The 25,715-nt window shown below is 40.3% G+C and carries 21 protein-coding genes and 1 other RNA gene; 9 read left to right on the plus strand and 13 right to left on the minus strand.

Features of this window, described 5'->3' with window-relative positions:
* Positions 1-42: 42 nt before the first annotated feature.
* Together Q0590_RS07255 and Q0590_RS07260 are read left to right on the plus strand one after the other, a co-directional pair.
* Positions 43-441: a hypothetical protein gene (locus Q0590_RS07255; RefSeq protein WP_302036844.1), complete on the plus strand. Its 399-nt coding sequence runs from the start codon at positions 43-45 to the stop codon at positions 439-441.
* Complete coding sequence (locus Q0590_RS07260; RefSeq protein WP_302036845.1) at positions 438-1,577, plus strand: HTTM domain-containing protein; 1,140 nt, start codon at positions 438-440, stop codon at positions 1,575-1,577. Before Q0590_RS07255 ends, Q0590_RS07260 begins: the two co-directional genes overlap by 4 nt.
* Here the strand turns inward: Q0590_RS07260 and Q0590_RS07265 are convergent.
* The 9 genes from Q0590_RS07265 to Q0590_RS07305 all read right to left on the minus strand — a co-directional run bounded on the left by Q0590_RS07265 (position 1,557) and on the right by Q0590_RS07305 (position 10,087).
* A complete protein-coding gene (locus Q0590_RS07265) occupies positions 1,557-2,222 on the minus strand; it encodes a toxin-antitoxin system YwqK family antitoxin (protein WP_302036846.1) in 666 nt (221 codons plus the stop codon). The two genes, Q0590_RS07260 and Q0590_RS07265, sit on opposite strands and share 21 nt — an antisense overlap.
* Positions 2,223-2,364: 142 nt before the next feature.
* Complete coding sequence (locus tag Q0590_RS07270) at positions 2,365-2,790, minus strand: hypothetical protein (protein ID WP_302036847.1); 426 nt, start codon at positions 2,788-2,790, stop codon at positions 2,365-2,367.
* Positions 2,791-3,166: 376 nt separating this feature from the next.
* The gene (locus Q0590_RS07275; RefSeq protein WP_302036848.1) at positions 3,167-3,862 is read right to left on the minus strand and encodes a DUF4142 domain-containing protein; all 696 of its coding nucleotides are present in this window, start codon (positions 3,860-3,862) and stop codon (positions 3,167-3,169) included.
* A gap of 217 nt (positions 3,863-4,079) precedes the next feature.
* On the minus strand, positions 4,080-5,243 hold the full coding sequence (locus Q0590_RS07280; RefSeq protein ID WP_302036849.1) for a sigma-54-dependent transcriptional regulator: 1,164 nt from the start codon (positions 5,241-5,243) through the stop codon (positions 4,080-4,082).
* 89 nt (positions 5,244-5,332) lie between these two features.
* Positions 5,333-5,825, minus strand: an RNA gene (gene rnpB, locus Q0590_RS07285) — RNase P RNA component class A.
* A gap of 49 nt (positions 5,826-5,874) precedes the next feature.
* Positions 5,875-6,711, minus strand: a complete 837-nt coding sequence (locus tag Q0590_RS07290) for a universal stress protein (RefSeq protein ID WP_302036850.1) — start codon at positions 6,709-6,711, stop codon at positions 5,875-5,877.
* 91 nt (positions 6,712-6,802) lie between these two features.
* Positions 6,803-8,179 carry a lysophospholipid acyltransferase family protein gene (locus Q0590_RS07295; protein WP_302036851.1) on the minus strand — a complete coding sequence of 459 codons (1,377 nt, stop codon included), beginning with the start codon at positions 8,177-8,179 and terminating at the stop codon, positions 6,803-6,805.
* A gap of 255 nt (positions 8,180-8,434) precedes the next feature.
* A complete protein-coding gene (locus Q0590_RS07300) occupies positions 8,435-9,781 on the minus strand; it encodes an MFS transporter (protein WP_302036852.1) in 1,347 nt (448 codons plus the stop codon).
* A 30-nt stretch (positions 9,782-9,811) separates the two neighbouring features.
* A complete protein-coding gene (locus tag Q0590_RS07305) occupies positions 9,812-10,087 on the minus strand; it encodes a YiaA/YiaB family inner membrane protein (protein ID WP_302036853.1) in 276 nt (91 codons plus the stop codon).
* A gap of 196 nt (positions 10,088-10,283) precedes the next feature.
* On the opposite strand from Q0590_RS07305, the gene Q0590_RS07310 reads away from it, so the two are divergent.
* Positions 10,284-11,807, plus strand: a complete 1,524-nt coding sequence (locus Q0590_RS07310) for a hypothetical protein (protein WP_302036854.1) — start codon at positions 10,284-10,286, stop codon at positions 11,805-11,807.
* Between the two features lie 5 nt (positions 11,808-11,812).
* Here Q0590_RS07310 and Q0590_RS07315 read toward each other — a convergent pair whose 3' ends face one another.
* The 3 genes from Q0590_RS07315 to Q0590_RS07325 all read right to left on the minus strand — a co-directional run bounded on the left by Q0590_RS07315 (position 11,813) and on the right by Q0590_RS07325 (position 14,804).
* Positions 11,813-12,688, minus strand: coding sequence for a GNAT family N-acetyltransferase (locus tag Q0590_RS07315; protein WP_302036855.1), 876 nt, complete (start codon positions 12,686-12,688; stop codon positions 11,813-11,815).
* Positions 12,689-12,732: 44 nt separating this feature from the next.
* Complete coding sequence (locus Q0590_RS07320) at positions 12,733-13,305, minus strand: DinB family protein (protein ID WP_302036856.1); 573 nt, start codon at positions 13,303-13,305, stop codon at positions 12,733-12,735.
* Positions 13,306-13,382: 77 nt separating this feature from the next.
* Positions 13,383-14,804 (minus strand): trypsin-like peptidase domain-containing protein, encoded by a 1,422-nt coding sequence (locus tag Q0590_RS07325; RefSeq protein WP_302036857.1) that lies wholly within the window; start codon positions 14,802-14,804, stop codon positions 13,383-13,385.
* A gap of 323 nt (positions 14,805-15,127) precedes the next feature.
* Here Q0590_RS07325 and Q0590_RS07330 point away from each other — a divergent pair, with 323 nt between their 5' ends.
* From Q0590_RS07330 to Q0590_RS07345, 4 genes are all read left to right on the plus strand, one after another.
* Positions 15,128-16,627 carry a GH3 auxin-responsive promoter family protein gene (locus Q0590_RS07330; protein ID WP_302036858.1) on the plus strand — a complete coding sequence of 500 codons (1,500 nt, stop codon included), beginning with the start codon at positions 15,128-15,130 and terminating at the stop codon, positions 16,625-16,627.
* Positions 16,628-16,670: 43 nt separating this feature from the next.
* Positions 16,671-17,840: a 1-deoxy-D-xylulose-5-phosphate reductoisomerase gene (locus tag Q0590_RS07335; RefSeq protein ID WP_302036859.1), complete on the plus strand. Its 1,170-nt coding sequence runs from the start codon at positions 16,671-16,673 to the stop codon at positions 17,838-17,840.
* Between the two features lie 66 nt (positions 17,841-17,906).
* The gene (gene rseP / locus Q0590_RS07340; RefSeq protein WP_302036860.1) at positions 17,907-19,220 is read left to right on the plus strand and encodes an RIP metalloprotease RseP; all 1,314 of its coding nucleotides are present in this window, start codon (positions 17,907-17,909) and stop codon (positions 19,218-19,220) included.
* A gap of 79 nt (positions 19,221-19,299) precedes the next feature.
* A complete protein-coding gene (locus Q0590_RS07345; RefSeq protein WP_302036861.1) occupies positions 19,300-19,791 on the plus strand; it encodes a DUF6702 family protein in 492 nt (163 codons plus the stop codon).
* Between the two features lie 40 nt (positions 19,792-19,831).
* Here Q0590_RS07345 and Q0590_RS07350 read toward each other — a convergent pair whose 3' ends face one another.
* Positions 19,832-21,805, minus strand: a complete 1,974-nt coding sequence (locus Q0590_RS07350) for an OmpA family protein (RefSeq protein WP_302036862.1) — start codon at positions 21,803-21,805, stop codon at positions 19,832-19,834.
* 301 nt (positions 21,806-22,106) lie between these two features.
* Between Q0590_RS07350 and lon the strand changes: the two genes are divergently transcribed.
* Positions 22,107-24,554: an endopeptidase La gene (gene lon / locus Q0590_RS07355; RefSeq protein WP_378410435.1), complete on the plus strand. Its 2,448-nt coding sequence runs from the start codon at positions 22,107-22,109 to the stop codon at positions 24,552-24,554.
* Between the two features lie 145 nt (positions 24,555-24,699).
* A complete protein-coding gene (porQ, locus tag Q0590_RS07360; RefSeq protein WP_302037141.1) occupies positions 24,700-25,713 on the plus strand; it encodes a type IX secretion system protein PorQ in 1,014 nt (337 codons plus the stop codon).
* The last annotated feature ends 2 nt before the right edge of the window (positions 25,714-25,715 follow it).

The raw sequence follows: 25,715 nt of genomic DNA on the forward strand, positions 1-25,715 counted from the left end.
TGCGTATACTAAGGGTATTAGAGCCGTTTAATTTTTTAATGTATGTCTGTAAAGAGAATAAGTATTATAGCAATGATTAGTCTGCTATGGATTCCTTTTGTTTTATTGACAGACTTATATCCTTTTTTCCGTTTTGGCATGTTTGCCGAACCTGTAAGGGAAGCCATTCAAATGGAGCAATTTGCTATCCGCTATACGTCTTTCAATCAGCGGCAACAGGTGCTTACGCCTAAGCAACTTGGAATTAGCAGCCTGGATTATCTGCTGCGCAATTACTATTACCGGAATCAGGCCATAGCTTTTTTGGAGAATATTCACACCATATACCCAGGTAAACATATAGTAAGGGAATGGCAGTTTCTGCGGATCACAAGCCCTGCGCAAATGTTTAAGCCAGATACAGCCATTGTTGCCAGATATACCATTCCAGCTAAGCCATGATGAAAAAAGTACTTTTAGGCTGGCTGCTATGTATTGTTGGAGTACCTATGCTGTACCTGTTTGCAGGCCGTGAATTAATGCTGGAAGCTATAGAAGGTAAGGCTCCTGCCTGGTTTAACCAGATACTAGAGACATTTTATCCGAGATTTGCTATAGAAAAACATCGTTTCGATACACACTTTTTTTTGTCTAAGGCTGACCAGGTAGTTATCAGGTTCAGTCTGGTGCAGATGTTTTTGCTGGTTTTTACGTCTGCCTATATTTTTAAACTTCCTTTCCGTAACCAAGTTAATGCTTTTTGGGATACTCCGGTTTCAGTCCGTCAGGTACACTGGCTACGCGTATTGTTTTATCTGGGCATGCTCTTTTTTACCTACGACTGGTTTTACTACCTTGATTTAGTGAGGCCTGCCGAGATTTTTTACAAACCTTTGCTGCTATTGCGGATTCTGAACATTGATTTTCCGTCGGTTCCAGTGAGTGGGATAGTATTCGGCTTGCTTATGCTATCTTATGCAGGAGTAATTTTCTGGGTTAAACCAGTTAGCTGTTCCATAATATCCACCCTGCTATTTGTGCTGATGCAGGGCTGGCTATATAGTTTCGAAAAAATAGATCATACCTTCTCTACCCTAACCTATGCTGCTCTGATTATGCCTTTCCTCGTGTATGAGCAACAAAAAGCTTTCCGGGCAGCAAGTCCTCAACAAGCTGCCTGGCCTCTGCAGTTGATCCGGGTATGCATTGCCATGGTTTATGTAATGGCTGGCTTAGAAAAGTTATTAATTGCAGGAACAGAATGGTTCAACCCGGAGAGTTTTCGCAGTTATTTGTTTTTACACCAGGCTCCCGCAGGATTATGGGTGGCCCAAAGTGATGTATTATGTACCATCCTACCCTTTGGAGCTATGCTTTTTCAGCTAGGATTTTGCAGCATTTTATTTTTTCGCAGGCTTACTCCCTTCGTCTTGCTAGCAGGCATCGGCTTTCATGCTGGCACCTATATTTTGCTGGAGGTAGGATGGTATTTCAATGCCTGGATCTTTGTTTATATTTTCTTTATTGACTGGACCTGGCTAGACCCCTATTTGCCCAATAGACAAACAAGAGCTACCTTAACGGATGGTTTTCAATAACCTGCCCCGGTGATTGTAGTACTCTTTTTTCTTCAGATTTCCATAATAGTCATAATACACCCATTCATTTACCTTTTTATCCCGGTACATGGTCCCCTTAGATTCCAGTTGCCCATTTACGAAAAAATGCTCTTCCGCTGATAAATCTTCAACCGTGCTTCTGGTAATTATTTTAGACAGCTTTCCATTTGCATAATATTGTACATATTGCCCGGTTTGCCGGTTATTATGCATATATCCTTCATTGTACACTTGACCAGATATATAAAAACCTCGAAAAGGTCCTTCAATGGTATTATTTGTATAGGTGTGAATGGTTACAATATTTCCATCGGGCTCAGAAATAAAAGTGCCTTGTTTTTTTCCTTTGCTAATGGTCCCATAAAAGGAAGCTAAGGTATCTTTCTGAATATACGTTGAATACAGAGATAAATTATCAACCTGGGCTACCTCCAGCACACGGCTGACTACTATACATCCACTAATTACCTTGGAAGTATAATGCGTATAGTGTATTTCTACGTGGTTTCTTACCAAGACTCCGTTTTTGTACCCATTATGCAGTATAATAGGTTTATAAAGAAGCTGTGCAAAGGAAAAAGTGTATAAAAGCAATACCAGCAAAAGGGATAGTATACCTTTCATAGCTTTGTCAATTAGGTGGTCAATAAGTTATAGTTGCTTCTCCTAAGATGTGCTGTATACGTTGTTACTATCAATTTTTAGCTCACCAATAGAGAGAATATAGGCTGTTATACTGGATGCCACCTTACTTCCATTCTACTATTTATAATTGTCCTTTACTTTCTGCAAAGGTGGCTATCAGGAATTGCTTTTTAAGTTTGTCTGTTCCTTCCATTACCCGGTAATACACGATCTGGTCGGTATTTACAACTTCCAACCGTAAAAAATACACATCACTTTGTTCTTTCAACACTCCAATCACTTTGAAGATCTGTCCCTGCTTTGCTTTGTAAATATTCTCTGGCGAGGAATGCTTAATAGCATTGTAGGTAAATCCGGTGTGTTTGAGATTTCCTTTTCCATCAACTACGTCCATCGGATGCTTCAACAGCAACACCATATCTATATAAGAATAAATGACTGGAAGCGCAGATGTAGGGTTATGAACTGTTTTAACAGCTTTCGGTTTGTTTTCTGCATTTACAGAAAATATAACCATGCATAACAGGTAGGTCAGAAGATGTTTCATATCTATGGATACACCTGATTTTCATTGGGTAACCTACCATTGGCTTACCTGCATTCTATAACTTATTGATTAATATCTTACATAGGCCTAAATTCCCTTTAACTGTAATGCCGTTACTACTGAGTTTGTATTTTTAATTAAGCAAAAAAATATCCCAAATCAAAATATTATTCCGAAAATTTTTAATTATCGAAATTTAATTTTATTAAGTAAATAATATTTGGCTTTTTAAGGCTAATGGCTTGAAAAAGTTTTGTGTATTCAATAAAACATATATAGATTTTTCGGTTACCAATTTTTTTAGGAAAAACACTCTTCACAAAAACGAAAAGAGGCCCCATAGAGGCCTCTTTTACTATCCGTTATTATCTGGTGCTTAGTTGTTTCTTTTAGATTTAGGAATACCAATGGTATCCATATCCATTTTCTGAGCGGCTTCTTTTTTAGTTTCCGCCATATCGTTATGTGAACGCAGGGTAGGCAATGTTTTAGAAGCAAAGGCTTTCACTTCAGCATCTACATCATCTTCCTCAGAAATATCTTCGAATAATTCCACATCCTTCTCATGTGCTTTGTGCATGGCCTCCATGTATTCAGCGTCGAAATCGGTGCCGGTTTCTTCCCGCAAATCTTCTATTTTATCCAGATGTTCTTTATCCAAAGAAGTGGGCAAGGTAATATTCTTTTTAGCAGCCAGTGCTTTCAGCTCGCTGTTAGCTTTGGTATGGTCGTCTTTCATCTTCTTAGCAAACTCTTTCACCGATTGGCTAGAGGCTTTTTGTAAAGCCAGTTCAGAAGCTTGCAATTCAAACATACCACTGGCAGCCGCTTTCATCATAAATTCTGCATCATCTTCTTTATCGTCAGAAGTGCTGTTTGCCATTGCATCATTATTTTCTATTTTATCTTCATTGGCGTCCTCAGCAGCTTCCATCGGATCACGTTCCATAGTATTAGCATCTGAAGCAGCAGCAGTTTCTGCATCATTAGTGGCTCGTTGGCCTGAATCACATGCAGCAAAGCCAAAACATAGGGCGGCTGCAAGCATACCATTCATTACTATCTTTTTCATATTGTTAACTTATTAAGTTTAAGGTTAAGTTTGTTTAGCACTTTATGTGCATTTCGGAGTGTATATACGGATAAAAACAAGTAGGGTTATAGGGGCTTTAATACGTTGCATGTATCCTCTATCGATAGTAAATCCGTTAAAACAATAAACCCGTAAGGATATATCAGCCTTACGGGTGTGTCTGGTAACCTATTAGTTACAATAGTTGCCTCATAAATTACCGGTTTAAACCGGCATACAATGAAGCATCTTCTTCGGTTATTTCTGTGCCGCTCATAATGACCAGCCGCTCTACTACATTTCTTAATTCCCGGATGTTGCCAGACCAATGCAAGCTTTGCAGATAAGCCAAAGCTTCTGGAGTGATTTTCTTGGGACTATTTCCATAATCTTCGGCAATATCTTTCAGAAACTTCTCTACCAATAATGGAATATCGTCCTTGCGTTCATCCAGAGACGGCACATGAATGAGTATAACACTCAGGCGGTGGTACAAATCTTCGCGGAAACGGTTCTCGGCTATTTCTTTCTTCAGGTCTTTGTTAGTGGCTGCCAGTACCCGTACGTTTACTTTTATTTCTTTGTCGCCACCGACGCGGGTAATTTTGTGCTCCTGCAATGCCCGTAGTACTTTGGCCTGAGCAGATAAACTCATATCGCCAATCTCATCCAGAAACAGGGTGCCATTGTTGGCTAGTTCAAATTTCCCAATCCGTTGTTTAACAGCAGAAGTAAAAGAACCTTTTTCATGCCCAAATAATTCACTCTCAATTAGTTCGCTAGGAATGGCAGCACAGTTAACTTCTACTAAAGGGGCTTGTGCCCGGTTGCTTTTTTCGTGCAGCCATCTGGCTACTAGCTCTTTTCCAGCGCCATTGGCCCCAGTAATTAACACACGGGCATCGGTCGGGGCAACTTTGTCTATCGCTTCTTTTACTTTCCGGATGGGGGCAGACTCTCCTACAATATCAAACGTTTTGCTTACTTTCTTGCGCAGCACTTTGGTTTCTGTAACCAGCGAAGATTTATCCATTGCATTTCTTACTGTCAGTAGCAGACGGTTAAGATCTGGCGGTTTTTGAATAAAATCATAGGCTCCTTTTTTGGTGGCATCCACTGCTGTTTCAATGGTACCATGTGCCGATATCATAATAAATTGTGCTTCTTTACCTAGTTCGGTAGCTTTGGCTAATACTTCCATGCCATCCATTTTAGGCATTTTTATATCGCACAGCACTACATCATAGTCATTTTTGGTAAACATTTCCAGGCCTTCTTCTCCGTCTTTTGCCTCATCTACCTGGTATTTTTCATATTCCAGTATTTCGCGTAAAGTGTAGCGAATACTTTTTTCGTCGTCAATAATGAGAATTTTTGCCATACACTGTATAAAATTAGTAGGTTCTAAAAAATTAAAAGATTAGAGAATGGATGATCTTCCAACTTCTAATCTTTTAACGGCATTGAATAATAAAAAGCAAGCCTGTAAGCCGGGTTCTGTCCTTTTTTGCAAAAGGTCTTATCATTTATCTAGGCACAGCTTCACAGCTGCACTCCATCAACCTACCCGCTGGCCAAGAGCGAGCAGCCCTTTAGCAATGACTAATGAAGAAACATTAATGACTACTCATTATTTATTAATCACTAACCATTGCTATGCCAGCCTATTTGGTCTTTCAACTCGTAAGGTTTACCTATGCCCTGCCTGTCGCCAGCCAGGCGGTGCGCTCTTACCGCACCTTTTCACCCTTACTTTTATAATGAATAATAAAGAATGATAAATGAATATTTTTAGGTAGTCATTATGCATTAATCAGTACTCATTACAAAGGCGGTAATTTTCTGTGGCACTATCTGTCATTCCGTTGCCAGAATGCCTTCCCGTTAGGAAGTACGATGCTCTGTGTTGCCCGGACTTTCCTCTCCTCTGCCGGAGCAGAGCAGCGATAAGACGGCTTGCTTTCTGCAAATATGCTCTCTATTAACTGTAATATCAACAGCTTAGTTTCAAATTATATTTTCTGCTTGTCATGGAACGCCAGCAAAGGTATGTTAGTATGGAAGGCAGCTGTTTTGGTAAGACTTTTGTTGATAAACGAGCCAAAAAAACCTCTTTTTCGGGTACCCATGGCCAGTAAATCTATTTTCTCAGCAGTTACATATTGCTGCAGGCCTTCTACAACATCTTCGTGCTCTATTTCATGGAAAGCAAAGTTACCCTGGGGTATTTCTGTTTTTAACTTTTGCTTAAACTCTTCCACAATGGCTTCTTTCGTGCTGTCTTTGGGAGTACGCACGTGTAAAATCTGGATAGTTGCTCCAAGAATATCTGCCATAGCTGATAACTCTTTTAATACTTCGATATTATTAAATGAGTAGGTAGTAGCAAATACAATTTTATTGAGTTCATGCAAAGGAGCTTTGTAAGGCACAGCCAGCACTGGGCAATCGGTTACTTCTTCAATAACAGTGGCGGTATTACTACCGAAGATTAATTCCTTCAATCCTGTAGCTCCATGTGTGCCCATCACAATTAAATCTATGTCCAAATCTTGTACTACGGCCTGTATCTGCACATTGAGTGTGCCATATTTGGAAACAGTTTTTACTTTTACACCTTCGTTGGCCGGATCAATTTTTATTTTACTTTCCAGCTCAATTAGGGCTTTTTTAGAATCATTTTTTAATATGTCGCGGATGTTGCGGTGCATCGTACTATTGCCCGGCGACGGATAGGTAACATTCAGCAGGGTGAGGGTAGCGCCTGTTTTTTTGGCTAAATAAAGCGCATATTTCAGTGCATTTTCTGCACTATCAGAAAAATCGGTAGGTAATAATATGCTTTTCATAGACGATTACTTTCTAAACTTCTATACTAGGTTGAAAAAGAAGAATGTAGTTTACAAACTTTGAAGTAAAATTGAAAATATTCCTTCTACTTTACATCTTTTTCACAGCTTTTTTATGCATTTGCAGATAGGTGTTATATTCTTTGCGGGCATTCTCCAACTCTCTTAGTATAATAAGCCTTTTACGGATAATAGCCGCTACTTGGCTTTTTCTGCTACGAACTATCGAAGCAAAGGTCCAGTTTTGATAAAAACTAACAAGGTAATTCCAATAATGTAATACAAAAAATCCACTAATTGGCAAACTACCTGCATAGGCGGCTGTATACCATCCAGAAGGGCTGATCAGCTGATGAAACAGGTGTACCTGCAAACTATAGCATAGGCTAAAGCTGAATATGCCAATAGTCATCATAAGGGGCGCTCTGTATACTTTATCCCGTATAATAAGGCTAGCCACTTTAGATGGAATGATATAAGGTATATAATTGTTAATCAAGCCATACAGATAAAGAGGAAAACCTAGTAGGATGTATAGGATTGATATAAAAATAGTGTAAAACCCCTTGCGGTTATCTTTTTTATGAAAGACTTCTTCCTCTAATCGAAGTTGCCTTAAGCTATTCTGGTAGTCTGCTAAGTTTGCCTGGATCTGCTGTACTCTGGCAGGTGCTTTCTCTTCGAAAAACCGGATAGCTTCCAGTATGTTTTTAGTTAACAGAAACTCCTGTTCTGGCTCTTCCTCATTTATATTCAGTTCCTTCACCAGGCGGCTTTTGTACACAGCCTCAATATTCGCAGCCAAGGCATCTTCTTCCTGGGTCCTGGTAATAATCACGTGTTTTTCCAGCCGGAGGCGCATCTGCTCTGTTAACTGGTTCACGGCTTCTACCGGATCTTTCAGATACGCGGAAGCGTACTCTGCTACAGCAATAGGAGCATCTATATTGACAAATAATTCGCTGCGGAACCGAATAGGGTCAGAGTAATTTAAGCCAATGGTAAGAATTTGTACACCCAGCGTAAACTCATGTTCTGCTTCGGCGCCCAGAGCGATGCGGGCTGTACCAGTTTTTAGTTTTCGAAGCCTTCTTTCATGCACACTGCTCCCTTCCGGAAAAATAAGCAGGGTGCCTTTATTTGCCAGAAAATCAAAACATTTGGCAAAAGAAGCCCGGTTATCTGGCGCCTGACCGTTTACGTCTTCTTTGCGGTAAATTGGAATCATATGCATTTTTCCCAGCAACCAGCCAATAAAGGGATTTTTAAATACAGAGCCATTCGTGAGGAAATATACTTGCTGCGGCAGAATAGAGGCAATTACAATGGGGTCCATAAAGGTATTCGGATGATTGGACACTACTAGTAAAGGTCCGTTTTTAGGAATGGCTCCTTTTATCTGCACATGAATATCTTTGTAAAAGACCCGTAAAGCTAGTTGCACAATCAGTTTCAACAAAGCGTACATAGGAATGAATATTGACGTGTGATGAATGAACAATAGGTAGAAATGGTACACTAATCATTGAGTGCACTCCTTGTATAAATCTTTTGCCCTCAAGGCCGGGCAGGCCTCGCCTTTGCAAAACCGCTCTATAGAATCCGCACATACCTGCTCCCTATGCCGAAGATTCAATAAGGCGGCTTATGTAAAGGCTGTTATCAGTTGCTATTAATTTGAATTTTAGCTGGAAAATAACATTTAATTATTCGTCCATACTCATTAATCAATCCTCATCGGTTTCGGTAATCTGGCTTGCATGAGGAAAAAGAAGCCTATGGCGAAAAACACAATCATGAAGGCGGCACTGTTGCGCATGCTGCCGGTCAGTTGCAGGATAAGGCCATACGAGAAAGTACCCAATACAATCGCCAGTTTTTCGCTTACATCATATAAACTAAAATAAGAGGCCGTATCCTGTGTATTAACTGGAATAAGTTTGGCATAGGTAGAACGGGATACCGACTGAATACCTCCCATAACCAGGCCTAGGAAAGCTGCCAGTATGTAAAACTGGGTTTCGGTTTGCAGGAAATAGGCACCGATACATACCCCAGCCCATATCACGATAGCAATGGCTATGGATAATTTATTTCCCTTTACTGTGGCAATTCTGGCAAATACCTGGGCACCCAAAATAGCCACGATCTGCAGAATAAGTACAGTTAGTATTAGTTTGTCTCCAGCCAGGTGTATTTCCGCCTCTCCATACAAAGGGGCCAGTAGCATTACTGTTTGTACGCCCATGCTATAGAAAAAGAAGGCACTTAAAAACCGCAAGGTAGGCACCTGATTAACTAAGTTCTTCACTACTTTTGATAACTCATGAAAGCCTTTGGTTAATACCCCGGAACTGACTTTATGATGCGTAGGTATATCTTTCAGGTAGTAAAATGCAATCTGCGAGAAAGAAAGCCACCAGATACCCACCATCAGAAATGCCAGCCGCGTTGCCTGCAATTTCCCTGCATCTGTATTGGCCATGCCTACCAGTTCCGGATTAGAAATAATAACCACATTCACTAACAAGAGCACCACACTGCCAATGTAGCCCATAGAAAAGCCTCGGGCACTGATTTTATCCATCCGGTCGGGCGTGACTATCTCTGGCAGAAAGGCATTGTAGAATACCAAGGCTCCCGCATACCCAATACTTGCCAGTACCGAACAAATAATACCATACGCTACATTTTCTCCGGTAAATAAGTACAGACTCAGGCAAGCCAGGGAACCCAGATAGGTAAAGAACTGCATAAACCGTTTTTTCTTTCCACTATAATCCGCAATACCCGACAAAACAGGTGATAACACAACTATTACCAGAAAAGAAAAGGAGATGGCATAACTATACAGCACCGTATTTTGTACTTCTACGCCAAAGAAATTCACTACTTCCCCATTATAGGCCGCACGGGTAACTGCACTGTAGTACACCGGAAATATAGTAGCGGTAATAGTCAGATTGTATACCGAATTAGCCCAATCGTAGGAACACCAGGCATTCACTACTTTTTTATTGTTTTTATATACGTCCGGCTGTGCCGCCACCGGCTGAATGGGATGAGTCATGAGGGTAATATACTGAAATTGGGAGGTTTATTAAACAGATTCGTACTCTTTTAAAATCTTTTCTGTCTTTGCCCCGGTAATGCGGTTAATTAACTTTTGGGTTTCATGATCGTCGCGGATGGTTTTGGCTAAGGTGAAGCAGGAGGCTACCAGAAAAATGGTCCCCATCATTAAATAGCCTTTTATCCACAGGTCTACTGGCACATGATAAATACCTATCAACATCAATCCAAACGATAAGATAAACGAAGCCCACACTTGCATCCGGAAGGCGCCGGTATTTTTGGTAATTACATTGTTCTCCATATGAGTTATTTGTTTTAGTGATGCATCAAAAGTAGACGGAAAACAGGTACAGCAAAAACAAAGATATATTCTAGCAAGACTTTTAAAATCAATTATAAATTGATATAAATAATTGATTTATATTAATTTATATGTTTATAGTACGGACTTTTAGAAATCTCAAAAATCTGTTAAATTTATAGCTCAATTAAACACTATGGCAGACGATTTACGACTGATTATCCATACCCTATCTACCGATGAGTTAAAGGAACTTAGCCAGTTTATCAGCAGGCAAAAACAGAAACGATCCAGGAAAGATGTGGAGTTGCTAAAATTACTGCAACAAAAAAACAGGTATACTCCCAAGGAAATTATTCAAAAGTTATATCCGGAAGAGAGCGACAATACCATGGCGTATCATGCGCTGCGTAAACGGCTAATGCGCCATCTGTCAGACTTTATTTTGCTGAAGCAGACCACACATGATTCTTCTTCTACGGCTGCTATTATGAGCCTTATCTCGCTTGCCAGATATCTATTGGAAAGGCAATTGTATAAAATGGGCTGGCAGTACATAACTAAAGCGGAGAAACTAGCTGCTGATGCCGAGCAATACGATTTGCTGAATAGCATTTACAACCTGCAAATTACCTACATCGCCAGTGAGCATGCGCCAGACCTGGATATGGTACTTGACAAACGGAACCGCAATAAATTACTCGCCGACGAAGATGAACGGGCTACCATTGCCAGCAGCCTGGTGAGTAAGAAATTAAACCAGGTGAGGCTGCAAGGCAAGGAACTGAATTTTGATGAAATACTTGAACAAACGTTGCAAAGCTATCAGCTCACGCAGGCAGTAAGCCGCAGACCTGCGCTGTTGTATAAACTGATCACGATAGCCCGGAGCGCCATTCTGGTAAAGAAAGACTTTTATTCCTTTGAACCCTACCTTATTAGCCAGTATCAGAAAATAGAGAGTTCGCAGGGTTTTGCTCAATCACAACTACCCTACAAGCTAAATTTATTATACATGATTGCCCATGTGCTGTACCGCAACCGGAAGTTTACGGACTCTATACAATACCTGGCGATGCTCCGGCAACAGATGACTTCTGATAAGAAAATATACGAACAGCAGCTATATCCCAAATATGTTTTACTGCTGGCAGCAAATTATGTATTTACGCATCAGAATGCGAAGGCAGTGGCTTTGCTGGAGCAGTTTCTAAGTACAAGTAATACTTCTTATGCTACCAGAGATATATTAAATGCACAGCTGAATTTAGCTTTTTATTATTTTCAGCAGGAAGAGTATAGCAAAGCCAATAAACAACTCCGAACGATTACACATTCCGACCAGTGGTGTGAGAAGAAGATGGGAAAAGAATGGGTATTGAAGAAAAACTTAAGCGAATTGATTATTCAATATGAAGTAGGAAATGACGACCTAGCGATGAATAAAGTCCGTGCTATTGAGAGAAGTTTTGTTACTTTATTTAAAAATCCGGCCTACAAAAATGTACAGGTATATGTGCAGTTTATTAAGCAATTGCTCCAAAATCCTTCTTCTGCCACCAAAGAGGATTTCTTCCAACAGGTAGATAGTTCTTTTGTCTTTCTGCCCTCCAAGCAAGAAGACCTGCAATCGATGGGTTTTTATGCCTGGCTGAAGTCTAAAATGACGAAAAGAAACTATTATGAGGTGTTATTGGAACTGGCAAACACAACTGACTAATAAGCTCAGGTTTGTGCCAGCAGTGGAAATTTGAATGGCTGCCCTTTTAACGGAAACTCTCCCCGTACAAACAAGGGTGATTCTGTATAGAGATGACTAGGCAGGGTAGGCAAATCTATTTTGTCTGGTGTGAAATAGAAATACACAGTAGCTATAGGCTTTTCTACTACGAAAGGCAAAATTTGCCGGAAAGAAAAAGGTTGCCTGCTGATAATATCATATACATGCAAAATATTTCCCTCTACAGTGGCTATCACCAAAATGTGTTCATGCTCCAGATACCAGACGGAATAATGTGGCAGATAGAATAGCAGAATATGCCAGTAATCGGTTGCGCCAAACACTTCTGTAACAGGTATTCTCTCTTTCACCAGACTTTCTATCAACTTACGGTCGGCAATGGTAGCTACCTCTAACTTCCGGGCTTTGAACTGAGGCGTAATGCCAGAAGCAGCCGCCCAAAAGATGGTTTCTTCTACTCTGGTAAAGCCGAATTTCGGATAAAAATCCAGAACTGTATCATTGGCAAACAGGAAAAAAAGATCGGTTGAAGCCTCATATGCTGCCAGCACCTGCTCCATTAACTCTCTGGCTAAACCCTGGTTGCGGTATTCGGGTAAAGTACCTACGGTAGCAAACTGGATTCCTCTTTTTTTCTTCCCATTTATCAGCAGTTCCATTGTAGAAATGGAAACATTGGCAAGCATTGTGGTTTGGTCCACAAAAGAATAAGGAATATACTGATTGGTCCAGCCACCCATATCATACCATGGCCGGAAATCGGCTCCGTATAAGGCTTTTGGCGTAAACTCAAAAAAGGCTTCCCGTACCCACTGGGTATCTCTGTAGTTATGATGCAGTTCTTTACTAGAGGCAGGCATATATATATATCTTCCTAACGTGCCTAAATGGATTCCCTTACAATTTACTGCTTATTAGTCACTTGTGTATACTCTGTTGCTACTTTTTGCATTTGTTCGAGATGCCTTCTAGCATGCCGGGCTAGAAAGTATATATACTGGTACACATCAATCTTGCCCAGATTGTTTACACTCATAGTGGTTTTATAAAGTACGCCTTCTCCATTTGGTAAAGCTTCCAACACAGCCAGGCATTGGGCAAGTTGTTCTTTAAGTAGTTGCCTTATTTCTTCCATTGGTTTTTCACCTCGGGGCTCCATGTGCTCCGGCCGTATCCAGATAAACGACTGATGCATACCAATCTGGGTTAATTGATCAGACTCGAAAGCATAGGTAGCTAAAGCTTCTTGCAGTTTTGCTTCATCTACCATTTGCAAGGCTTTACGCTTACCTTTCTCAATCAGGATGAGCAGAAAATGATTCGTAAGCGAAACATGTTCCAGAATTTGGTGAATTGTCCAGCCACTATTGCTAGGCGTAAAATTTCCTAACGTATCGGGCACATCAAACCACCTATCTATGGCTGCAAAGGTTTCTATAAGATCGGTTTCGATTTTTGAAATTATTTGATCAATCATATTCGTAAAGCTAAAAACTAAAAAGCATGAACTGTTGATCCATGCCTTCTAAAATAGTATAGTATTCTGTGGGTGAATTAGAAATAAGCCTGGTAGTAACTTGGCCTGCCCCGTTTGTCTACACCTTCAATAATTACTCGTCCTTTCAGCCGCGACAAGATATCTACTACTTCTTTGGCAGCCGTAATTGGGCGTTTGTTGATAGCTGTAATCACAAATCCTTCTTCAATACCAAGCCGGCCAACCAGTCCGCTCCGTACGTTCAGCACCCGTGCTCCACTCTGAATACCTAGTTTATCGCGTTCTACTTTGGAAATAGTTTCCAGGTCAGCCCCCAGGCCTTCCACAGTAACCGTTTCACGCTTTAATATTTCCGTGGTTCCCTCCCGGTTGGTTAAAGTAATCTGTCCATCTTTCACTTTAGTACCCTGCCGGTATGTAACAGTTATTTTATCACCCGGACGGTAATAACTCAGCTGCTCATCAAAAGCACTCTTACTATTAATTGCTTCGTTGTTGATTTTCAGAATTACGTCACCTTTGCGTACGCCCAGCTTTTCAGCTACCCCTTCTTTTTCTACATAAGTTACTACGGCTCCATTATAATCCTGCAACTCATATTGTTTGGCAGTTTCAGTTGTAATTTCGGCTACCTCTGCTCCCATAAATGCTTTTTGTACTTCCCCATACTGAATAATATCATTTACTGTTTTTACGACAATATCAATAGGAACGGCAAAGCCGTAGCCAGTATACGAACCTGTCCGGGACAATATGGCAGTGTTTATGCCAATGAGTTCGCCCCGGCTATTAACCAAAGCTCCTCCACTATTGCCAGGATTAATGGCAGCATCTGTCTGAATAAATGACTCAATGGGAAATTGGCTGCTAAGAATATTAATATTTCGGCCTTTTGCACTTACAATGCCGGCTGTAACCGTAGATTCCAGGTTGAACGGATTGCCTACAGCCAGTACCCACTCCCCTACCTGCACATCCTTGGTGCGGCCTAGTTTGGCATTGGGCAAATTTTTGGCCTCAATTTTTAAAATTGCTAAATCCGTAGAAGGGTCGGTACCTATCAGTTTGGCTACATACGAACGTTTATTATGAATAACTTCAATAGAGGTAGCATTCTCTATTACGTGGTTGTTGGTAACAATATAGCCATCGTTGCTGAAGATAACCCCAGAGCCGGAGCTGACTACTTTTTGCTCCCGAAGACCTCCGCCACCAAACAGTAGATCAAAAATATCTTGTTGGGCATATCCGGTGGCTGCTGTTTTAATATATACCACACTCGGCGTACTTGCAGCAGAAGCAGCTACCAGATCGGGGTTAGCGGCTACTGTCAGATTTCTTTTGTCACTGGCTTGCTGTATAGGAGCAGCAGTCTGGGTAGCTGGTGGATTTTCTTTAGGTAACAGCAGTTGAAAGGCGTAGGCACCCGCCAGGCCGGCTATAAAACTAATAAGCACAATCTTAAATATGAATTTCATAGGTGACTGTATAATTGATTCAAACGGTACTATTTCTGGCGAATAGTTGCCTGTGCTGCCCATTGGAGGCCGCATAGGAGACGTATTCTTGTGTCCCGGGTTATCAGTTGATGGATCAGTATACATAGGTGCGCAGTATAAATTTGTATGAATAAAGAACTAAGCAAAAAATGTACATCTTTAAAAAGTATGCCGATATATAGTAATTATGACACATTTCAAAAACATACGTAGGCTATATCTTACAAAACAAACGTGTATCAGACAATAATGCTTGCTTTTAGTCCTTATTATTTTAGTTACTTTTGTTTATTCAAATAACTATGGGAATAAGAGCATTATTAAGTAAACCGTTGGCCGCTTATATAGTACAAGCCCAGAATAAATGGGCGGCTTCCCCGGTAGAAACCCAGCAAAAAACTTTTCAACACTTACTTGCAGAGGGAAAGAATACGCTTTTTGGCAAAGATCATCATTTTGAGAATATACGTTCGCATCAGGATTTTGTAAACCAGGTTCCGGTACGAGATTATGAACAGATTTCGCCCTACATTAAAAAGATCATTGATGGACAGGAAAACGTTTTATGGAAAGGAAAGCCTATTTATTTTGCCAAAACTTCAGGCACTACCTCAGGGGTGAAATATATTCCGATTACTAAAGATTCTATTCCTAACCATATTAACTCTGCCCGCAATGCCCTGCTCAATTATGTGCAAGAAACCGGGCAGTCTGCTTTTCTGGATAAAAGCCTTATATTTTTATCGGGCAGTCCGGTTCTGGATACGAAAGGTACTATACCTACCGGCCGCTTATCAGGTATTGCTAACCATCATGTACCAGCGTATTTGCGGTCGAATCAGAAACCGAGTTACGAAACCAATTGTATTGAAGATTGGGAAGAGAAACTGGACAAAATTATTGATGAAACCATTACTGCCGATATGTCGCTGATCTCTGGTATTCCACCCTGGGTGCAGATGTACTTCGACAGGTTGCAGGCCCGTACCGGAAAACTCGTGAAAGATATTTTTCCAAACTTTAATTTGTTCGTATATGGTGGCGTAAATTTTGAACCCTACCGGGCAAAAATTTATGAGTCTATCGGCAAAAAGATAGATTCCATTGAATTGTTTCCGGCATCTGAAGGCTTTTTTGCTTACCAGAACAAACAGCACGACGAAGGGTTATTATTATTACTGAACGATGGTATTTTTTATGAGTTTATTCCTGTAGAAGAATATTTTAACGAGAAGCCTACCCGGCTAACGATTGGCGAAGTAGAACTAGGAAAAAATTATGCCCTGGTAATTAGCAGCAATGCTGGCTTCTGGAGTTACTCTATTGGCGATACAGTAAAATTTGTTTCCAAAAATCCTTATAAACTCCTGGTTACCGGGCGAATTAAGCATTTTATTTCTGCGTTTGGCGAACACGTAATAGGCGAGGAAGTAGAAAAAGCTATGCAGCAAGCCATGAAACGGCATCCGGGAGTGGAACTAGTAGAGTTTACAGTAGCTCCACAAGTTACGCCAGCCGAAGGTCTACCTCATCACGAGTGGCTGATAGAATTTGCCCGGATGCCCGAGAATATGCAGGTATTTGAAAAAGATTTAAATGCGCATCTCCAGCAACTAAATGTATACTATGATGACCTGATTGTTGGAAATATTTTAAAAAATCTGGTAATTACACCATTGCAAAAAGATGCCTTCCGTAGTTATATGAAATCTAAAGGAAAATTAGGTGGCCAGAACAAAGTTCCCCGCCTATCCAATGACCGAATAATTGCGGATGAGTTGCAGCAGTATAAACTAAATTAATACGATAGATGGAGTATATTTTATCTATCAACCATATAATTGAATGACATCACAAAAAAGGCATATAGCTATATTAGGTTCTACTGGCTCTATTGGCAGGCAGGCACTGGAAGTAATTGCGGCTAACCGGGATACGTTTGAAGTGGAAGTACTTACTGCCCAGAATAATGCAGATCTGTTAATAGAACAAAGCATACACTTTAACCCTAATACGGTTGTAATCTGCAATGAGAAGCTGTACGATAAAGTATTTGCTGCCCTAGATCCGCATGGCATAAAGGTGTATGCAGGGTTACAGGCACTTGCTTCTGTCGTGCAAATGGAGCAAATTGATATAGTACTAACGGCCTTAGTCGGCTACGCAGGTTTGCAGCCTACACTCAAAGCTATTCAAGCCGGAAAACACATTGCTTTAGCTAATAAAGAAACCCTGGTAGTAGCCGGCGAACTGGTAACCAATCTGGCAAAGAAGAATGGAGTAAACATTTATCCGGTAGACTCCGAACATTCGGCTATATTTCAGTGCCTGGTAGGTGAGTTTCACAATCCGGTAGAAAAAATTATACTGACAGCTTCTGGCGGGCCATTCCGTGGAAAAGACAGAGAATTCCTGAAAACAGTTACGAAAGCACAGGCATTAAAACACCCCAACTGGGATATGGGCGCCAAAATTACTATAGATTCAGCCACCCTAATGAATAAGGGTCTGGAAGTAATTGAGGCAAGGTGGCTGTTTGGTGTAAAAGCTTCGCAGATTGAAGTGGTAGTACATCCGCAATCCATTATCCATTCAATGGTGCAATTTGAAGATGGCTCTATTAAAGCCCAGATGGGCCTGCCGGATATGCGGCTTCCTATCCAGTATGCACTTAGTTATCCGCACCGTTTAAAAGCAGACTTCCCCAGGTTCGACTTTCTGAAGTACCCAAGTTTAACCTTCGAAAAACCGGATACCGATACCTTTACTAATCTTTCCCTCGCCTATACAGCTCTACAGAAAGGAGGCAACATGCCTTGTATCATCAATGCTGCTAATGAAGTAGCCGTGGCTGCATTTTTGCAGGATCAAATCGGATTCCTGGAAATTTCAGAGGTGATTGCCAATTGTATGGCAAAAATCCCGTATATTGCTAATCCGCTGTACGAAGATTATGTACACACAGATTCGGAGACTAGAATACTGGCCGGTGAGATGACAGAACTAAAAGTTTGAAAAAACGATTATTCCCATAGTATTCTGCTGCAAGGTTTATTTATTCATTTTTATCAGAAATAATCAATGGAAGGTTTAATAATGGCAGGCCAGTTGATCCTGGGCTTGTCCATCTTAGTCGGATTACATGAGTTAGGACACTTGGTAGCCGCTAAAGTATTTGGAATGCGTGTTGAGCAATATTCTATAGGTTTTCCACCAAAAATTTTTGGATTTAAATATGGCGAAACAGAGTATTCCTTAGGGGCTGTTCCGCTAGGTGGCTTTGTGAAAATCTCCGGCATGGTAGACGAATCACTAGATACCGATAAGTTATCCGAAGAACCAAAACCCTGGGAATTCCGCTCCAAACCAGCCTGGCAACGCCTGATTGTAATGATGGGCGGCATTATTGTGAATGTAATAACAGGGGTAATTATTTTTATTGCCATTGTCTATACCAATGGCGACCGGTATTTGCCTGCCAGTGAAGCCAAATACGGAATTATTGCTTATGATCTTGCGAAAGAAATTGGTTTACAGACCGGCGATAAGATCGTAAAGATCAATGGTAAGACTTTTACAGACTTTGATGAAGTAACAAGTTCCAAAGTATTTCTAGGGTCAAATAGTTATTATACGGTAGAGAGAAACGGACAATTAATTGATATTCGTATTCCTAATGATTTTATCGAAAAATTATCCGATAAGAACAATGCTGGGCAGTTTCTAACAGCTAATGGCCCATTTGAGGTAGCCAGAATTAAGGAAGAGTCGCCTGCTGATAAAGCTGGCTTAAAAGAGGGCGACAAAATCGTGGCAGTAAATCAAGCGCCTATCCAGTATTTTTCTGACTTACAGCGCGAGCTAACTAACAACAAAGGAAAGCAAGTTAACTTAACTGTATTAAGAGATGGTAAGGAAATAAATATGGCTACCACCATTTCTGATGATGGTACCCTGGGTTTCTATACAAAATTTTTATTGAACGATGCAGTTATTAAATATTCTCTGGGTGAATCCATTACCATTGGTACAGACAGAGCTTTTGGCGTAGTTTTCGACAATATTAAAGCTTTTGGCAAAATCTTCCGGGGAGAAGTATCCGCTACTAAATCCCTTAGCGGTCCTATTGGTATTGCGCAGATATTTGGAGGTACCTGGGTTTGGGAACGGTTCTGGTATATTACTGGCTTGCTTTCTATGATTCTGGCATTTATGAATTTTTTACCCATTCCAGCGTTAGATGGAGGCCATGTGATGTTTCTGATGTATGAGATTGTATCTGGCCGCAGCCCTTCTGACAAGTTCCTGGAAGTGGCTCAGAAAGTAGGTATGGTTATTTTGCTAAGTTTAATGGTCTTTGCCATAGCCAATGATACCTTTAAGTTGTTTCAATAATACTTCACATATACAGAAAAAGGCAGGAATATTCCTGCCTTTTTCTATTTAAAGCCCTGAAAGGCTCCACCCCTCAACTATGTTAGCTTTATTTCTAAGTTTTATTTCTTCATTTTTCTTTACCACTCCTTCTACCTTGCATGAGTTCCATACAAGCCTGGCACAAGTGCACTACAATCAATCAAGCCAGTCGTTTGAAGTTACACTACGGGTATTTACAGATGACCTAGAAGCGGCTCTTACTCTACTGAACAGCAATGCTAAAGTAACAATAGATGCTCCTCAGGCAGATAAATTAATTGAGCAATATCTTACTAAGAACCTAGTTTTTTTAGACAAGCAGAATCAACAGAAAGCTCTATCTTTTATTGGCAAGGAAGTAGAAGTAGATGTAACCTGGATTTATGCAGAGGTACCTGTTCCCGATTTAGCTTCAGGTATGCGGCTACAAAACTCCGTGCTAACTGAATTATTTAATGATCAGGTAAATATTGTGAATTTCAAATACCTTACTACTATCCGTACGTTTATGTTCAAATCCAATGAGAAGGTGCAAAGCCTGGGTATTTGAGCCTATAGAAAAACTGTTACTGCTATTCTATAAACTGAACTTACTTAGGCCTGAATATTTCAAACTCTACCCGCCTATTTATTTTACGGTCTGCATCTGTTTTTTCGTCTACAATAGGCATAGTGCTGCCATACCCATACGCTTCTACACGGCTTTCGTCCAGACTACCTTTTGTGATAATATACTTTTTGATGGATTCAGCCCGGCGTTGTGAAAGCTTTAAATTTGAAGAGGCATCGCCATGCGAATCGGTGTGACCTGAAATTTTCAGTTTAAAATCCGGGTGATCTAATAAGAAATCTACCACTTTGTTTAAGTCAGGCATCATAGCTTGCTTAATTTCAGCGCTGTTCTCAGCAAACTCTACGGAAGCAAAACCCCATTTTTTCAGGTCAATATGCGGGGTCTCAATATGAATGGCTGTATCACTGACTAAACGGAAAGTTCTTTCAATCCTAAAAAAGTCATCGCCGGTGATAATTACCAAATAGTCGTTATCCCGGATCAGATCAAAATCATACGTTCCATCTGGCCGCAGGTATTTAGGGGCCACTTCAATTCCATTTGTCAAGTCTATGATAGAAACAATGCCCGTAAAAGGATTTCCTGTTAAAGAATCAATTACTGACCCTTCAAATTTTGTAATAGCGCCAGGCTGAGCTTCCATTGGCAGCGGAAAAGAAAACAAATCCAGGTTTTTTATATCATTCTCTTCTGAACGTGCGTAATACAAATCTTTTGAGTTAGAATCTATGGTAAAATAATATTCGCTTCCTTTACCATTCACTAATGGGCCAATACTCCTGGGCTCCTGCCATTTACTGCCAATTTTATAACATTTATAAATGTCGAAGTTGCCGAAGTTTAACAAATGGCCATTAGAACTGAAGTACAAGACATCATATATGGGATGATAGAAAGGACTTACTTCGCTTTGGCGGGTATTTACTACAGGCCCCATATTTTGTGCCTGAGCCCAGCTTCCGTCCGCCCTTTTATAACTAAAATATAAATCCGACAGGCCAAAACCACCTATCCGGTCGGAGGCAAAGTATAAGGTATCTTCATTATGAGACAAAGCCGGATGAGAATCCCAGGCTGTACTATTTACCTGCGGACCCAGATTACGGATATTGCCCCATGAACTATCTGCCTGTAGTTCTGCAATAAAAATATCGCAATTGCCATAACTTTCCGGGCTCTCACATCTGGAGAAAAACATTGTTCTACCGTTTTTAGTTATTCTAGCAGATCCTTCATTATACCGGGTATTGATAGTTTGCAAAGACTGGGCTTCTTCCCAGTAATCTTCTACCTTACGGGTGTAATAAATATCTTCATTTACAATAGTATTGGTTCCTACCCTCTTTACATTTCTTTTGGAAGTAAAAAATAATTGATTATTGTCTCCTGTTAAAGTCGGGCCATAATCGGCTTGTGGTGAGTTTACATCATAACCCATGTTCAACAGCACACCTACAGGCGGACGTAGGGTATCAATAGATTTTCGGTACTCTACCAGTTCGTAATAATATTCAATAGGCACAAAGTAATCTGTATCGTACTTAGAGAGAGAATCATAATACAGTTCCACCTTTTTTACGTCACCCCGGTGATGTTTCAAGACGAGTCTGTAGAGATACTTCGCTTTTTCGATATCATCTAACAATTCTACTAGTTTTGCCAAACGCCATAGGAGGTGCGTATCCCGGTAAAAATTCTGGACTCCAAAGTTTTTTACATAACTTGTTAGCAGGGCATAAGCTTTTTCCCATTCCTTCTTCTTCTCAAGCCGGTCAATCTGCTCTAATATTTTCGCATCCTGGTAGTAAGGAATTTTGTTTATATTCGTAAATTCAAATTGATACTGAGCTATCTGCGACAAACTATCTCTCTGAGCACTTTTAATAACTTTGGTTCTATATTTAGCCTTTGTATATTGACAGAATCCATCCTGAGATTTACATAGAAGAAGGATGGTAACAAGCAATATAGCATACCTGCTGATTTTCATATATTTATTACTTTATCAGTAATGGAGTTAATCATAGCAAAAGTTAAATAAAAACTTAGTCAATACTCACAAAGCTAAAGGAATGTACGTTAAAGGTATGAAAGTACTACACCATTAAGATAGAGTTTTGGCATAGGACTTGCAAAATTTATATTATATATTACTACACACACTTTTATAGAAGAGTAGTGCCACAATGGCATATATTCTTACGCGATAAGATAAGATGAGCTATAAAAAAACGAATAAAACATATAGAACTATATTACTTCCCGATGTGATGGATGATGATGCTGTCGAGATGATTCCGCTGTTATCGCCCGAAGAAGAAGAAGAGATGGGTAAGTATAAAATTCCTGATGAGTTACCCATATTGCCAGTTAAAAATACCGTTTTATTTCCGGGTGTGGTTATTCCCATTACTGTTAGCCGCCAGAAATCTATACGGCTGGTGAAAAAGGCGTATAAAGGAAGCCGTATCATTGGTGTAACGGCACAAGCCAATGCTTCTAAAGAAGAGCCTAACTCCGAGGACTTATACAAAGTAGGTACAGTGGCACATATTCTGAAGATGCTGGTGCTTCCAGATGGTAATACAACTATTATTATTCAGGGAAAAAGAAGATTTGAGGTAGTAAATTTTCTTCATGAAGACCCGTTTATTACAGCCAAAGTAAACCTGCTGACAGAAAACTTTCCTGACATTAGTAAGCGTGAAACTAAGGCCCTGATCCGGTCTTTGAAAGATGCGGCATCCAAAATCCTAAAACTTAATCCGGAAATTCCGCAGGAAGCGCAGATTGCTTTAGACAATATTGAAAGTCCTAGCTTCCTTACGCATTTTCTAGCTTCAAATATTAACGCCGATGTACTAGACAAGCAGAAGATTCTGGAAACCAATGATGGCATTCAGCGGGCTACTACTCTGCTACAGTATATGCTGAAAGATATTCAGTTGCTGGAGTTGAAAAATGAGATTCAGAGTAAAGTACATTCGGATATTGATCAGCAACAACGGGACTATTACCTGCGCCAGCAAATAAAAGTATTACAGGACGAACTAGGTTATGAAAGCCAGGATCAGGAGATAGATAATTTGCGGGTGAAAGGCGCTAAAAAGAAATGGCCAGAGGTGGTAGCTAAGCATTTCAATAAAGAACTGGATAAAATTGCCCGGATGAACCCGGCTGCCGCAGAATACCCAGTATCTATGAATTATATAGAAATGCTGATAGATTTACCCTGGGGCGAATACACGAAAGATAACTTTGACTTAAAAAAAGCCAGAAAGATTCTTGATGCAGATCACTTCGGGCTGGAAAAGGTAAAGGAACGTATTATTGAATACCTGGCGGTATTGAAGCTAAAAAACAACATGAAAGGGCCTATTCTGTGTTTATATGGCCCTCCAGGCGTGGGTAAAACATCCTTAGGCCGGTCTATTGCTAAAGCATTGAACCGCAAGTATGTCAGAATGTCATTGGGCGGCGTGCATGATGAGGCAGAAATCCGTGGGCACAGGAAAACATATGTAGGTGCATTGCCCGGAAAAATTGTTCAGAATATTAAAAAGGTAAAATCCTCTAATCCGGTGTTTATTCTCGATGAGATAGATAAGGTTTCTTCTGATTTTAGAGGCGATCCTTCATCGGCTTTGCTAGAAGTTTTAGACCCGGAGCAGAATTTTGCTTTTATGGATAATTACCTGGAAGTAGAATATGATCTTTCTAAAGTCTTGTTTATTGCAACCGCCAACTCTTTGGAAACCATTCAACCGGCTTTGCGCGATAGAATGGAAATTATAGAAATTAACGGTTATACGCTGGAGGAAAAAGTTCAGATTGCTAAACAGCACTTAGTGCCCAAACAGAAAAAAGAACATGGGTTGGGCACCAAAGATGTAACCCTGGATACAAAAGCGATTGTTAAAATTATAGATGACTATACACGCGAATCAGGCGTGCGTACGTTGGAGCGGAAAATAGGCACTGTTATCCGGAAAGTAGCCAAAGCCATTGCCATGGAAGAGCCGTATAGCAAGGTTATTAGGGAGCAGGATGTAGCTAAAATGCTGGGGGCCGAAATATTCGATAAAGAACTCTACCAGAACAATGAAGTACCCGGCGTGGTAACTGGCCTAGCCTGGACGCAAGTAGGTGGCGAGATATTGTTTATTGAATCCAGCTTAAGCCGTGGACGTGGGAAACTTACCCTTTCCGGCCAGTTAGGCGATGTTATGAAGGAATCCGCCATAGCGGCATTGTCTTATTTGAGAGCCAATGCTGAAAATTTGCAGATAGATTACCGGGTATTCGACCAGTTTGATTTACACATACACGTACCTGCCGGTGCAGTACCAAAAGACGGACCTTCTGCTGGTATTACCATGTTTACCTCTCTGGCTTCTTTGTATACACAGCGCAAAGTCAAAGACCGCCTGGCTATGACCGGTGAAATTACGTTGCGTGGAAGGGTACTGCCTGTAGGTGGAATTAAGGAAAAGATATTAGCAGCCAAAAGAGCAGGCATTAAAGAAATAATTTTATGCGCTAAAAACAGAAAAGATATAGAGGAGATAAATGCCACCTATATTCAAGACTTAAAAATCCATTATGTAGATCATGTAGATGATGTGCTAGATATTGCTTTGTTGAAAGAGAAGGTAAAGAATCCTTTTAATTTATCTATTATTGAGAATATGAATGGCACGTCTTCCTATACAAATCAGGTAAATACGCCGGTTTCCTGATACAATATAAGTTTTTTAAGCAAATACATTAAAACAGAAGTCATCTCTTGCTAAATTGGAGATGACTTCTGTTTTTTATTAAACTATTAATTATATCCGGTTTTCCATTGTATTTTATGTCTTCCTAGCAAGTGTAGGTATTTTAATAACACTTGAGCCTGCTTATTCACAACACCTGGGTGGGCGTAATGGATTTGCTTTTCTACGATTACCTACAAATGCCCCACAGGCTGCTTTAGGAGGCAGTAACCTATCATTAATTAACTCGAATGTAAATCTGTTTACAGCTAATCCGGCTCTGTTGAATACGGCAATGCATAAACATGCTTCTTTCAATTTTGTGCCTTATTATACAGGTGTAAATTATTCCACCCTAACTTATGCACATAAATTTAACAAAGCCGGTAGGTGGGGAGTAGCCTTGCAGTATTTGGATTATGGAAGTTTTGAAGAAACGGATGCTACAGGAGCAGTAGTAGGTAGTTTTCAGGCAAATGATTTTGTAGTAACCACCGCCCACGCCCGTTCTATTGGTCCATATACAGTAGGAATGAATGTGAAATTAGCTGGGTCTACTATTGCGGAATATAATGCGTACGGTTTGTTGCTTGATATGGGTGGTGTATTCAAACATCCGGAACATGACCTCACGATTGGATTGCTGATAAAAAATGCAGGATTTGCCTTTAAGTCGTATACACCAGGGAATAATTTAGGTATGCCATTTGATGTACAAGTGGGTACATCTTTCAAACCAGAGTTTATGCCTCTGCGGTTTTCATTTACAGCCCATCATCTGCATACCTTTGATATTGCCTATGATGACCCAGCTTATAACACCATTATTGACCAAAATGGCAACCAGGTAATAGAGAAAATAAGCTTTACTGATAAACTATTCAGGCATTTTGTTTTTGGGACAGAAATATTATTGAGTAAAGCATTTCAGCTGCAAGCCGGATATAATCATTTAGTTAGGCAGGAGATGAAGCTGGAAAACCGGATGGCCGGGGCAGGTTTATCTTTTGGAGCTTCTTTACAGATCAAAGCCTTTCAAATGGCCTATAGCCGGGCGTATCATCATGCCGCCGGAGGAGTCAGTTATTTGACACTCATAAGTAACTTTGGAGCCTTAATTAAAAAGAAAGAAAGCAAGTAATT

The organism is Rhodocytophaga aerolata (genome assembly GCF_030503435.1).
Taxonomy (GTDB): Bacteria; Bacteroidota; Bacteroidia; order Cytophagales; family 172606-1; genus Rhodocytophaga; species Rhodocytophaga aerolata.